We start from the raw sequence: 13,614 nt of genomic DNA on the forward strand, positions 1-13,614 counted from the left end.
GCCAACCAGACCGCTACTATCCCAAACACAACAGAGCATCAGGCCCTTACCTCGCCCCTAGCGCACCCCTGGCCTGGATTGGGAAAGGTAGCGCATCGACACACGTCCAGAGTGATGACGCCTGTTTCTCACTCTGCTTCTTCAAGTGTAGCAGACACTGGCCCGGCAATGGAAGAGGAACGGCCCCCAGCAGACCGATCCTCGTCGTCATTGGAAGAGAGATGGCCTCTTCGTCTCCAGATAAGAGCCAAGATAAGAAGAAGAAGAATAAGAAGAACAAAAAGGCAATAGGAGCTTGAAAGCTCCTATTGCCTCCAATCGGTTGAGGTGCAGGGTTGACAAGGAAAATGTTTTTTCTCAGATTGAAGCAGCGAGCGGCTCCCAGAGAGACGAGAAGAGACTAGCGATGCACCTCCTCGGGCAGCTCATACCACTGCAGACGCCGCCCGACCAGGGCCCGCAGTTTCCAGGCGCTAGACTTCGGCGCCTGATCCAACAGGCGCAGCATCTCCTCAATGTGCCGCTGGACAAGAGCCGCTTTCTCGGCTGGTAGAAGCTGGCCCGCCTCTTGAGCCACTCGCTGCAGATTATCAGTGACGGTCGTATACCAGCCCCAGTCGTGAGCGCAGACCTGCGTCACGATGCGCATATCAAGTTGCTCGCCAGGATTGGCTGCCGCCTCCTGGGGAGGAAAGTCCAGCAGCAGTGCCAGCAGATCCTGAATATCTTTGGCATTCAGCTCGACGATTTGCAGCTTCGTCAGCAAGAGATCAGCTGGTGATAGCGTCAACGGATGTAACTGGAGACGCGGCTCCAGTACGAGCCTGTGGCACATTTCAAAGACGCTCAGAAAAATATCAACCTGGCGCTGCTGGACCTGATCGTAGAAGAGCAGACGCCGCTCTCCGTGCAGGGCATTAAAGCGTCGGTCAGCCACATAGCCGTTGGCTTCCAGAGCAACCCGTAACGGACGAGCCTGCTTCTTGGGCGCCACAAAGTCCAGATCGGCATAGGAGCGCGCGAGAGAGCGATGCCTGGCGCTGGGACAGCGCAGCCTCACTGCCAGGCCACCCAGGAGGCGCAGCGTCAGACTCTCTTGCTGCAGCGCTGTCACCAGACGCTGGGCCTCCGCCACGCCGTCGGCCAGAGTCGGCCCCGGCCCGTTGGCACTCCCCGCCTCTGCCGATGCGGGCAAGCCAGCCTCAAAGTCTCCCGGCCTTGTCATGGCCACCGCCTTTCCTTGGTCGTCTTGACTGACGGATCGAGTGAGTGGGCTTTATCCAGTGATCAGTTGATAACTGAGCAGCTTCGGCCCCTTGAGCGTGACCAGCGCAGCGCGCAGATGCCCGTCACCGTACTCGCTGCCTGGATTGATACAGGTCGTGCGCCCGATTTTGCTCACCGCTCGCGACTCATGAACGTGGCCATGCAGCGAGACCAGGGGCTGGAAGCGCTCGATCATCGTGCGCACGGCCTTGCTGCCCACCGGCCCCGTGGCAATCTCACCGCCAACCACGACCGGCTTAAGCTGCTCATCTAGCTGCGGAGCGGTATCCAGACCGGAGCCATACGGTGGAACATGGACGTTGAAGATCGCTCGCTCAGGATGCTGGAGCTGACAGGCCATTGATTCGATCAGGCGACCCAGCTCCTCATCGGGAATATCGCGCGGCGCATGCCAGGGCGTCAAATTTGCAAAGCCCGCACTGACCATCTCATGCTCATCATCGATCAGCACCACCTGGCCCTCGGGCATCTCCACATAGCTGGCCTGCTTCAAGACCTCCACGATCTCCGGCTCATCATCGTTTCCCGCATCAATAAAGCAGCGCACACCACTTCCGCGAAGGCGCTCCTCCGCCAGCTCACACCAACGCTGCACGCTCTCGACCATCAGCCGTGTAAACAGACGATCGACAAGCGTCCGGTCGCTTTCCAGGGCGGCCAGCTCCTCCACCGTCGTCCGAAATGGATAGGCCCCAGCGTGACGCACCTGACGCTCAAAAGCCGCAATGGCCTCCTCGGACTCGAGCGTCATCCGTTCCCCCAGAAAGGTGGCCCGATAGCGACTATTGTGGCCATCGCGCACGATGGGAATAAGTGCTTTGCCAGTAATATCGCCCCCGAGGATCAGGACATTGGCACCGTAAAACTTGGCGCTGTTAATGAATTTCATAAAACAGCGCTCGGAGCCGTGAATATCGGTAGCAAAGAAGATCGTGGTTCGACGAGTGCCAAACATCAGCGAGACAACTCCCTTTCCAGAGCAGCGGCCCGGCCCACTCCCTCTAGCGCTCTGCCCCAGGCCAGCCAGCTCGACTACGCCCAGCGACTACATGCCCCCCAAGGCCATCGGCAGGCGAGGCGCACCAGACCGGATGACATACCTTCTCCTATCCAGCCCAGCGGTCGGTCAGGACATGAACGCCCCGCCGTTCACATCGACCGCCAGACCGGTCATATAGGCTGCGCGCTCACTCAATAGAAAGGCCACCACCCGCGCCACATCTTCCGGCTCCTCCAGGCGCCCCAGTGGGATCGCCCGCAGATAGTCGGCGATGACTTCCTCGGACGTGATACCCCGCAATTGGGCCTCCCAAACCACTTCACGCTCTTGCATTGAGGTCCGCACATAGCCCGGGCAAACAGCATTGACGCGAATACCGGCCTCGGCAGTCTCAAGCGCTAGAGCCTGGGTGAAGCCAACGACAGCGAACTTGGAGGCGGAATAGTGGGCCAGGAAGGGCGCCGCCTTCTTGCCGGCCATCGAAGCAATGTTGACGATGCTCCCTCCCCCTCCACGACGCAACATGGCGCGTACCTCGGCCTGACAGCAGAGAAAGACCCCTTTGGCATTGACGTCCATGTTAAAGTTCCAGTCGTCCTCGGTCAGGTCCACCACGCGGGCCATCGAAGAAACGCCGGCGTTGTTGACCGCCAGCTCCAGGCCCCCCAGACGAGCCTGAGCATCTTCAATACAGGCTGCCACTGCCGCGCCCTGTCGCACATCGAGAGCCGCAGCATAGAGACGGGCCTCTGGTCGGAGCGTCCTCGCTTCAGCCGCGGTGCGCTGAGCGGCCTCCCCATCCAGATCGGTAATATAGAGATCGGCCCCCTCACGCACCATCTCCAGAGCAATGGCGCGCCCAATCCCGGTACCTGCACCAGTGATAAAACCGCGCAAACCAGCTAAGAGCATCTCCCTTGGTCCTCCTTATGGCTTTCTCGGTTCAGTCTGAGTTGAGTTGAGACCACCAGACTGGACGGGTAGATCTGCCTGGTCCTGAATTAGACGCGCTACATCCGCAAGCTGAGCCAGCTCGGGGAAAAGCGGCTGCAGACGACGGTAGAGATCGCGGTAGAGGAAGAAACCCCGACGATAGAGCGCCACCTGCTCGGCGCGGGGCCAGTAGGTCGGCCCCTGAGCGATGAAGCGCGCGATCTCTTCCCAGCGCTCAAAGAGGCCGGCCCCCATTCCGGCTACGTAGGCTACGCCCAGAGCCGAGGCCGCCTCACCCGCTACCACTGTCACTGGCTGACCGACGACATCCGCGGCGATTTGCATCCAGAGAGCGCTCCGACTGCCCCCATCAGCAGCACAGATGCGCCGAATAGGTCGCCCTGCTTCGCGCAGGAGCTCCAGATGATGGGCAAAGCCATAACAGACCGCTTCCAGCACGGCCCGATAGAGATGGGCACGCCGATGATGGAGCATGACACCGGCGAAGACGCCACGTGCCGTCGGGTCGAAAATGGGGGTCTTCTCCCCCAGAAAATAGGGCAGCACTAACACGCCATCGGAACCGGCAGGAACGGCAGCCGCCTCCTGATCTAACTGAGCCAGCGAGCAGCCGGGGGCCAGCTGGGCCGTAAACCATTTCACCAGCGAGCCACTGGCCGCCATGCAGCCATTGATGAGCGTCAGCCCAGGGATATCGTGATAATCAAAGTAGAAATGGGGATCAGGCTCCGGCTGATCGGAGCAATAGAGAATGTCGCCCGCCCCGCCGAACTTCAACAAGATATCGCCCTGCTGAGTCAGACCTGCCGCCAGCGCCGCCGCCACATGGTCGGCGCTTCCAGCCACCACCGGCGTTCCAGCCAGCAGGCCCGTTGTTTCCGCCACCGCCGTGCTGACTCCTCCCACGATCTCAGTAGGGGCATGCACCGGCGGCAGCAGGGCGCGCGCGATGCCAGCATGATCCAGATAGGGCTGATGCCACTGCCGCCGCCGCACATCATAGAGCGCACTCTCCGCGGCCCAGTTCTCTTCGAGCGACAGCTGACCAGTGAGGCGAAACACAATGAAGTCATAGGAGCCGCAAAGGCAGGCGGTGCGCGCTACCACCTGGGGCTCGTGCTTGAGCAGCCAGCGCCAGCGCGGATCGATGTTTTGCTGGTTGACGACGCCTCCGGTCACCTGGAAAAACTCGTCCGCATCGACGGCGGCGCGCAACTCCTCGACTTCCAGAGCCGAGCGGGCATCGTTTTGCAGAATAGCCGGGCGCAGCGGGCGCCCGCTCTGATCTAGCAGCACCATCGCTGGCACCATGCCCGAGACGCCGATCGCCGCAATCTCGTCGGCAGGGATCTGCCTCAACAGCTCGCGCAGCGCCTCCTGACAGGTCTGCCACCATTGCTCGGCATCCTCTTCGGCCCAGCCCGGTTGAGGCGAGCGCAGCTCATGCGGGCGCTCAACCTGCGCCACCAGGCCACGCTCACGCTCGAGAGCGACAGTCTTTAAGGCAGTGGTACCCACGTCCAGCCCCAGCGCGTAGCGCTTCTGAGCGGCCATCGTCAGGCCTCCTCGCGCGCAGCACGCACCTCATCCATAAAGCGCCGCACACGCTCGGGATCAACCGGATTCCAGGTGTAGCCGTCGCGCTTGAGACCAGTACCGACGATCACGCCGTCGGCAACCGCCAGCGTGGCCCGGACAGTCTCGATGCGCACCCCAGTGTTGGCCAGCACCGGGGTGGAAGGAACAGCGGCCTTGGCCTCGCGAATGTGACTGAGATCGGCCTCAGCCCCAGCCATTGGACCGGAAATCAGAATGGCATCGGCCAGCGAGGAGACGACCACACTCCGCGCCAGCGCTCCAATGGGGCGCGGACTCAGTGGACGGGCAAACTCCGGCTCGATGTTGAAGAAGAGCCGAATGGTGTCGGCCCCGATCTGCCGGCGATAGTCCAGGGCGGCAGCGGCATCAGGCTGCCAGAGGCCCATGTCGCTGTCATAGACGCCGGTAAAGACCTCGCGCACGAAACTGGCCCGTACCGCCTGGGCTACCGCCAGCGCCGCCAGCGGGTCCCAGAGCAGGTCAACCCCATAAGGCAAGCTCAGATAGGGACGCAGCTCGCCAATGGCGGCAGCCATCGCCGCTACCTGAGCGCGATCGATTTGGAGGGCATAGGGGCGATCGCCTTCATTGCAGAAGAGCAGCCCGTCTACCCCCCCCTCCTGGAGAACTTCCAAATCACGCCGGAGGGCGTCGAGAATGGCCGCCATTCCAGCGCGACTGTCATAGAGCGGTCGCCCCGGTAAGGGCGGCAAATGCATCATGGCGATTACCGGACGCGAGCGTCCGAAGAGCTGTTCTAGCACAGAACCCGACCCTGCTGCTCTCTCTGACATCTTCTTCTTTCCTCCCTGAGAGCGACTCACCACACAAGTACATAGGCAACAGACACCTGGCCAAATGTCCTCGCGATTAGCCTGAGCCTCCGGCCCTGGTCCAGGCAAAGGGCCGGACCCATAAGACTCATGCGCAGGGCGAGACCCAGCCTCTTGAGGAGAGCCGGGGACGGCGCGGGACAGATCTATCGCCCTCTGCCTGGTTGGGCAGGGACTGCTCTGCTCTCTCCACGCGCGCCCCGCTCCTTCTCCTGCCCTTACTCAGGCGGGATCTCACGGAAGGCCGCGCTGAGCTGAATGCCCTGGCGCTGGCGGATCAACCGTACGATCAGATAGTAGATCAGGCCCAGCACCGGGACAGCGAAGGCCTCCGCCATTGAGAGCGGCGAGACCTTGCCAAAGGCAGTCGTCGCAAAGGTGACATAGAGGACAAAGGCCCAGCTCAAGAGCATCACGACGCCGACCAGCGTCAGTACGGGGACACCAAACAAGCGAACCCGTACCATTGCTGGCGCCTCCTCAAAGAGAGACGGGCGCGTGAAGGGCATCAGGATCGCTGCCAGGGCCACAGCAATAAAGGCCAGCGCCATGACCGCAATCACATTGATCAGGAGGGCGCTCAGGCCCTGATAAATGTTGAGGTAATTGAGCAGCTCGATCCAGAGGGCAATCACCACGGTGGCAATCACCGGCGTGTGCAGGCGCTCACTTACTTCTGCCACTCCCGCCGGCGCCAGGCGATCAAAGGACCAGGCGAAGAGGTTGCGCGTGGCGATCATAAAGCCGGTCGGCGTCCACCAGAGGACCGAGAGCACAAAGCAGGCCGTCACAAATACCTGCAGGACAGTGGGCAGCGACAGGAACTTGACCAGCGATGGCAAGTACGGAGCAAATGACAAGGGCGAGGGCGAGACGTTGAAGCCCAGATAGACCAGCGAACTGAATTCCGCGCCATAGGTGCGATAGATCAGAGCGCTCCCTAAGACGTAGAGCAGGGCACTGATGAGCAAGGCCCCCAGAATAGAGAAGGTCGCGGTCCGCCGCACATTCTTGATCTCGCCCGCAAAGTAGCCGGTCCACTGGAATCCCGTGAAGACCTGGAAGGCGTAGATCATGGCGAAGATCGTGCCGGCCCAATCCAGACCTGCGCCCGATGAGAAACCAGCCTTCGCCACCGCGCTGACCACACCGGAAAGGGTGGTGCCGCTGTGGGCGTTAAAATTGCTGACAAACGCGCTGTGATCGGTCATCGCCAGACCAATCAGCCAGACCAGCATACCCAGCCAGACCACGACAAACATCACCAGCATATAGCGCGCCACCCGCCGGGCTCCCAACACCATCAGGCCAGCAAAAACCACGGTGAGCACAGTCGCGATCAGAAATTGCGTGAGCTGGTCGGGGGCCCAGGTAAAACCGGCTACAAAGCCCAGGCTGGGACCCAACAGTGTCAGCATGGTCGTGAAGTTAAAGGAAATCCAGGTCGTGAAGACAAAGGTCAGCGTCAGATTGGTCAGGAAACCAATTCCTGGCCCCAGCACCCGGCTGACCCAGACATAGTCACCGCCGGAGCGCGGCATCGCTACCGTGAAATAGAGGTAGACCATGCCAAAGCAGAAGACTAGCGGCAGCGAGAGCAGAAAGGAGATCAGGACATTCGCGCCAGGCCAGAAGGTGGGCGCAAATGAGAAGACCTGCGTGATCCCCACCGGAATGAGGACAGCGGAAAAGACCAGGTTGAAGGCGTCAAACGGCGACAGCTCGCGCACCAGACCGGTAGCATTGCGCACAAAATGCGTCGTGGTGCCTGCTGCTCCCTTGCTGACGGTAGACATCAGATCCTCCCTCCAGATGCAGGGGAATGCAAACAGCGGACAACAGCGGTCGGCTGCGCCGACCACGATAGCTGTCCCTCCCGGCAAAAGCAGCTCACCGTGGGAGAGAATCAGGTCACAATGATGTCCAGAGATCAGGACATATGACTGGCCTGACAGGCAAGGAAAGGAAGAAAAAAGATTGTAGCGCTGCTCCCACCTCCTGAGACGAAAGCGATCGTATGGGCAAGCGGCACTGGATGAAAGTCGCTAGTTTCGCGGCGGTGGCGCCACCGATTCGCGTACCACGAGCGTGACCGGCAGAACCACATGGGGGATCACCGGCGCAGCATCCGCGTAGGGCTGATGCTCTTGAGCGGCGCGCTCGCGGTCACGATGGTTCTCATGAGCCTCGATGCGCTGGAGCAGCAGCTCCACGGCAGCGGTGGCTACCCGCGTCGATGGCTGTTGGACCGTGGTGAGCGATGGCGTGATCATCGCCGTGAACTCAACGCCATCGAAGCCAGTAAGCGAGCAGTCGCGCGGCACGTGTAGCTGTAGCTCACGCAAGGCGCGCAGCGCTCCCAAAGCGATCATATCGTTGGCAGCCACGACCGCAGTCGGACGCTCGTCCCCCACGGCGGCAAAGACCCCCTCACGCGCACAGGCATGGATGATCTCGTAGCCGTGGCTGGCGCGATACTCGCCAAAGCGCAGGAGCAGGTTCACGGACGCCCTCCCGCCTTCGGCCAGGCCAGCGCGGAGACCATTCAGGCGATCCGTCACCGTGGGCAGACCCTCCGGCCCTCCGATAAAGAGGAGCGAGCGGTGCCCCAACTGTGCAAGCAGTCGCCCAAGCTGGCGCCCCCCATCAAAGTTGTCCACAAAGACGCCCGGCAGATTATCGATACGCTCGTCAACCACCACTACGGGCACCCCGGCAGCTACCGCCTCCAGCAGCGCCCGATTGGGAACGCGCGTCCCGGGGAAATAGAGCAGGCCGTCAACCTGACGACTGAGCAGCATCGAAAGATAGTCGGCCTCGCGCTTCGGATCAAGATTCGTGTTGCAGAGAATGACACTATAGCCCCGGTCGTGCGCTGCGATCTCCATCGCCTCAGCCATGCTGCCAAAGAAGGGGTTGGCCAGGTCCGGCACCAGCAGCCCCAGCGAACGGCTGCTTTTGCTCACCAGGCCCTGGGCCAGCCGATTCGGACGATAGCCGAGACGCTCGATGGCTTCCATTACCCGCAAGCGCGTGGGTTCGCTGATCGGTCGCCGTCCTGAGAGCACATGCGATACCGTGCTCACCGAGACTCCAGCCGCCCGCGCAACATCTTTGATAGTGGTCATCCCTGCTCCGCTTCGGCCCTTTCACCTGGTAATCAAAACGTTTTGATTTTGATATGGGGAAGTATAAGGGAAAACGTTTTGATTGTCAAGGGTCGGCCCTCCGGTCGCCGCCCTGTCGCCCGCTGCTGGGCACGAGCACAGGAAAGAGTGGGACAGCGGGCGAGAGCGGCAGCAAGCCAGAGGGATCTTTGAGGGCCAAAGCACCAGGCCATCAGGTCATGAGCGCTCAGGATCAGGGAGCGGCCTCAAAGCTCTGCTCGATCAGTTGACGCAGCTCCTCGGCTCCTACAGCGCGCGGACTGTTCACGAGCAGGCGCTGCTGCTTGAGTGCGCCCTCGACGAGGGCTGGCACCTCTTCACCTGTATAGCCGAGCGCTCCCAGGTTGCTGGGGACCCCCGTATCGCGCATGAGGGTCAGCAAGGTCTGTGGCAGGATCTCCCGTCGCTGCGCCTCATTCAGGCCACTGACCTGGGCTCCGAGCAACTGGGCCGCTCGCAGATGACGCTCCGGGTCAGCGGGATAGGTCCAGCGGAAGGTTGCCGGCGCGGTGACGATCACTGAGAGGCCATGCGGGATGAGCGGCTCTTCGTGCGGATAGTCGGGCGGCGAGAAGCGCTTGACCATGCCGGCGATGGGATAGGCGAGGGCATGCGGAATATGGACGCCGGCGTTGCCAAAGCCGATGCCGGCATAGGTAGCTGCCAGCGCCAGATAGGTGCGGGCCTCTACGTCCATGCCGTTGAGGACGGCTCTGCGCAGGTAGTGCCCGAGATATTCCAGGGCCTTCTCGCACCAGAGATCGCTGATGGGATTGCTCCCGACATAGACCGGGCGCTCCTCCGGCTTGTGGCGCGGGCGGGCCTGGTAGGGCCGGCTGGTGTAGGACTCCAGTGCGTGGGTGAGGACATCGAAGCCAGGGTAGGCCGTCGCCATAGGTGGCAGGGTGACTGTGTTGAGGGGGTCGATAATGGCGAACGTGGGGCGTAGAAAGGGGTGGGAGATGCCGGTTTTGACTTTGAGCGCGAGGATGTCTAGAATAGCTACCGCCGTTGTTTCGCTGCCTGTGCCGGCGGTTGTCGGGATGGCGATGAGCGGCTTGAGCGGTCCGGGGACGGGCTGCCCTTTGCCGATGGGCTTATTGACGTAGTCCATGAGCGGCGCCGGGTAGGTGGCATAGAGGCGCGCCCACTTGGCAGTATCGATGCTGCTGCCTCCGCCAATGGCGATCATCCCATCGTAGTTGCGGCCCTCGATGAAACGGGCGATCTCCTCAAACGAGCGATCCGTCGGTTCGACGTGGACATCATCGTAGATGTCTGCCTGGAGGCCCGCCTCGGTGAGCAGACGGCGCACGCGCTCGGGCAGGCCGAGCTGCATGAGACCGCGGTCGGTGACGATCAAGGCCCGTTGGATACCCAGCCGTTTGGCGTCATAGGCCACTTCGGCAGTTGCTCCTATGCCAAACTTGATGGGAGTCATCTCCATGACAAAGACGGTTTCGTTCGGAACGTCGAGGCACCCCATGATGGTTCATCTCCCTCGCAGTAGCTGCTTCATGACCTTCCCGCCAGGATTGCGCGGCAGCTCGTCCCGTACTTCGATCAGTGCTGGCACTTTAAACGAGGCCAGGCGCTGCGCCGCGAAGGCCCGCAGCTCTTCGGTATCCAGCACCTGACCTGGACGCGGCACCACTACCGCCTTGACGATTTCTCCGTAGAAGGGGTCTGCCTGCCCAACGACGGCTACCTCCAGCACGGCGGGATGGCCATACAGAACGTTTTCGACTTCGGCGCAGTAGATTTTCTCCCCTGCTCTGTTAATCATATCCTTTTTGCGGTCCACAATGTGCACGAAACCATCCTCGTCAAGGCGGGCCATGTCGCCCGTCAGAAACCAGCCGCCGTCGAGAAAGGCCGCCTGCGTCGCCTCGGGATTGCGCCAGTACTCTTTGAAGACCATAGGGCCGCGAATGGCCAGCTCGCCCACCGTCCCGGGCGGCACTGGCTGATGATGATCGTCAACGACCTGCAGCTCGCTGACCGGCAGCGGCAACCCCGCCGAGCCGGGTCGCTCTTGCTTGTAGCGGTCCGGCAGGCAGGTCGCAGGCGAGGTGGTCTCGGTCAGGCCGTAGAAGTTGAAGAACCGCACCTGCGGGGCTTGCTGCGTCCAGCTCCGCACGACATCTGGTGGCAAAGGGGCCCCACCCGAGGCCGCCAGGCGCAGCGATGAGCTGTCGCGCTGCTGAAAATCGCCGTGATTCATGAGCATGATGTACATCGTGGGCACGCCGAAAAAGTGGGTCACGCGCTCGCGCTCGATCAGCTCTAGCGCCGGACCGGGTCGGAAAGGCAGGCGCTGCAGGACCAGGGTGCCGCCCTGGTAGAGAAACTGGGCGCACTGGGCCGCCAGCCCGGTAATATGGAAGATGGGAACGCCGAGCAGAGTGACGTCGTCAGCGCTCAGTCCTTTGACCAGCTCGTAGTTGAGGAGGGTGTGGATGAGGTTAAAGTGGGTGCAGATGACGCCCTTGGGCAAGCCGGTGGTGCCCGAGGTATAGCAGAGGTAGAGCGGGCTGTCTTCGTCGATCTCGACCGGCCTCGGGTGACCGCCACGCAGCAGGTCGCGCCAGGGGCGAGTTCTCGCCTGCCCCTGAGCCTGCCCGCTGCCAATCACAAAGACGCCCTGGAGTTCCTTCAAGGCAGCTGGCTCCGGAGCCAGCTGCTCCCAGTGCTCTGTTGTCGTAATCAGCACCCGGCTGCCAGAGTGCGCCAGCAAAGCACCCAGCTCCGGCCCACGCAGGCGCGTATTGAGCGGTACCAGCACACCCCCCAGCAACGAGCAGCCGACGGCAGCAATGACGAACTCGGGGAGGTTGCCGGTAAGTACCGCCAGACGCTCGCCGACGTCGAAGGCGTAATCTTCTTGCAGAACTGCCGCCAGCGAACAGGCCTCTTCCCAGAGCTGACGATAGCTCCAGCGCTGGCCCTCGAAGATCAGCGCCGTTTTTGTTGGGAAGGTCTCCACCGAGCGACGCAGCACCTCGTTGAAATGCCGTGGGCGACGAGCATAGGTCAGGACCGCTCTGCCGTAATGGGTCTCGCGCGTGCGCTCTGGAAGAGGTTCAGACGCAACTGACGGCTTCGGCCTCATCTTTCCTCACTACTCCTTTCCTTCCTTGGTGATTCAGCCATCTCCCTTCTCTGGCCTTGGGCCTCGTTCCGGGCGGCATTTCACCGCTTGTCCTCGATCTCGTCTTCGAGAATGGCAACAGCGCGCACCGGCGAGCCGGTGCCCTGGCGAATGCGCAGGGGAAAGCCGACAAAGATGAAGCGCCGCCCTACCAGTTGCTCAAGGTTGGCCAGATTCTCGTAATGGGTGATTCCGTGGGCACGGCACATCATATGACAGGGATAGGTCCGGCTGATGGGATTATCCGGGCTGGGCGCATCCACGCCGAAGGTTTTGACTCCATGCTCGAGCAGCCAGTTGCTGCCTGCCTCATCGAGGCCGGGATACTGGCTTAGATAGGCGGCGGTACCGTGGTAACGGTTGTAGGTGCCGGTATAGAGCAGCAGGATATCGCCGCGCCGCAGCTCGCTCCCAGAGCCTTCCAGGGCCAGGTCAAGATCGCGCGCCCCAATGTAGGTCTGCGGCTCCTTAAAGGAGACATCAAGACAGAGCGCTGGACCATAGAAGAGATCAAGCGCCATCTGGTCGATCGAGGGAGCCTCGGGACGCGGATCAAGGTGGCTGAGGGCATCAACGTGAGTGGGACCGTGATCGCTCATGAGCAGTCCGCGCGACTGGTAGGAGAACCCTCCTTCGAAGTTCTTGCGCGTCTCTTCATGCGAATGGTGCTCCCAGATCACGGTCTTCAGGTGGCCCGGATAGACGTACATGCCCTGGTAGATTTCCTGGGATAGATCAATCAGGCGTGTCATTGCTTGCGATCCCTCCGCGTGTAGAATAGCTGGCCGGATGGCGCTCTCGCCCTTAATACATGACAATACCCGCTGAGACATTGAGGTCCTCGCCCGTGATAGAAGCCGCCTGCTCCGAGGCCAGAAAGACCGCCGCAGCAGCGACCTCCTCCGCTGTTACCAGCCGCCCGAGGGGGGCATCGCGCAGGAAGGTTGCGCGCGCCTCCTCCAGACTGATGCCCTTGACTTCCGCTTGTTTGCGAATGACCTGCTCGATGCGCTCACCCTCGACGGGGCCGGGCGAGATCACATTGACGCGGATGCCGTAGGGACCAACCTCCCAGGCCAGTGTACGCGCCAGCCCCACCAGCGCTAGCTTGCTGGCCGCATAGGGTGTGCGTCCGAAGAGGGGCCGTTTGCCGGTCATCGAGCCAATGCAGAGAATGCAGCCGGAAGCCTGAGCGATCATCAGCGGGAGCAAGGCCCGGCAGCAGAGAAAGGTTCCGCGCACATTGACAGCAAAGGTCTCTTCCCAGGCGTCAGGAGTGATCTCCCAGAGGGGGGCAGTTGGTCCCGCAGCCCCGCTGTTATTGACCAGGATATCTACCCGCCCAAAATGCTCCTGTACGGCCTGAGCAAGTCCGGCGACTGCCGTCGCCTCGCTGACGTCGGTTGGAATGACCACGGCCTCGCCACCGAGGTCGCTGACCATGCGGCGCGTTTCTTCAAGGGCGGTGACAGAGCGAGCAGCCAGCGCCAGCCGAGCGCCCGCCTGGGCGTAGGCCAGGGCAATCGCGCGACCGATGCCACGTCCGCCACCGGTGATGACGGCAACTTTCTCTTGCAAGAGCATATGCAGCGCCTCCTCCTCAGCGGAACGGCCTGCAGAGCC

The 13,614-nt window shown here is 61.8% G+C and carries 11 protein-coding genes; all 11 read right to left on the reverse strand.

Features of this window, described 5'->3' with window-relative positions:
• Positions 1-400 precede the first annotated feature (400 nt).
• Positions 401-1,225 carry a nucleotidyltransferase family protein gene (locus N688_RS10735; protein WP_052889272.1) on the reverse strand — a complete coding sequence of 275 codons (825 nt, stop codon included), beginning with the start codon at positions 1,223-1,225 and terminating at the stop codon, positions 401-403.
• A gap of 51 nt (positions 1,226-1,276) precedes the next feature.
• A complete protein-coding gene (locus N688_RS10740) occupies positions 1,277-2,242 on the reverse strand; it encodes a metallophosphoesterase family protein (RefSeq protein ID WP_052889273.1) in 966 nt (321 codons plus the stop codon).
• Between the two features lie 171 nt (positions 2,243-2,413).
• The gene (locus N688_RS10745; protein WP_052889274.1) at positions 2,414-3,199 is read right to left on the reverse strand and encodes an SDR family NAD(P)-dependent oxidoreductase; all 786 of its coding nucleotides are present in this window, start codon (positions 3,197-3,199) and stop codon (positions 2,414-2,416) included.
• 15 nt (positions 3,200-3,214) lie between these two features.
• Positions 3,215-4,795: an FGGY-family carbohydrate kinase gene (locus N688_RS10750; protein ID WP_081838728.1), complete on the reverse strand. Its 1,581-nt coding sequence runs from the start codon at positions 4,793-4,795 to the stop codon at positions 3,215-3,217.
• Positions 4,796-4,797: 2 nt separating this feature from the next.
• Positions 4,798-5,634 carry a BtpA family protein gene (locus tag N688_RS10755; protein ID WP_052889275.1) on the reverse strand — a complete coding sequence of 279 codons (837 nt, stop codon included), beginning with the start codon at positions 5,632-5,634 and terminating at the stop codon, positions 4,798-4,800.
• 257 nt (positions 5,635-5,891) lie between these two features.
• Entirely contained in the window at positions 5,892-7,469 is a 1,578-nt protein-coding gene (locus N688_RS10760) for an APC family permease (RefSeq protein WP_052889276.1), read from the reverse strand.
• A 249-nt stretch (positions 7,470-7,718) separates the two neighbouring features.
• Complete coding sequence (locus N688_RS10765; RefSeq protein ID WP_052889277.1) at positions 7,719-8,801, reverse strand: LacI family DNA-binding transcriptional regulator; 1,083 nt, start codon at positions 8,799-8,801, stop codon at positions 7,719-7,721.
• Positions 8,802-9,033: 232 nt separating this feature from the next.
• On the reverse strand, positions 9,034-10,326 hold the full coding sequence (locus N688_RS10770; protein WP_052889278.1) for a hydroxyacid-oxoacid transhydrogenase: 1,293 nt from the start codon (positions 10,324-10,326) through the stop codon (positions 9,034-9,036).
• A 6-nt stretch (positions 10,327-10,332) separates the two neighbouring features.
• A complete protein-coding gene (locus N688_RS10775) occupies positions 10,333-11,952 on the reverse strand; it encodes a class I adenylate-forming enzyme family protein (protein ID WP_052889279.1) in 1,620 nt (539 codons plus the stop codon).
• An 80-nt stretch (positions 11,953-12,032) separates the two neighbouring features.
• A complete protein-coding gene (locus N688_RS10780) occupies positions 12,033-12,743 on the reverse strand; it encodes a cyclase family protein (RefSeq protein WP_052889280.1) in 711 nt (236 codons plus the stop codon).
• 52 nt (positions 12,744-12,795) lie between these two features.
• Positions 12,796-13,575, reverse strand: a complete 780-nt coding sequence (locus N688_RS10785; RefSeq protein ID WP_052889281.1) for an SDR family NAD(P)-dependent oxidoreductase — start codon at positions 13,573-13,575, stop codon at positions 12,796-12,798.
• Between the last annotated feature and the right edge of the window lie 39 nt (positions 13,576-13,614).

Source organism: Thermogemmatispora carboxidivorans, assembly GCF_000702505.1.
GTDB classification, from domain to species: Bacteria; Chloroflexota; Ktedonobacteria; order Ktedonobacterales; family Ktedonobacteraceae; genus Thermogemmatispora; species Thermogemmatispora carboxidivorans.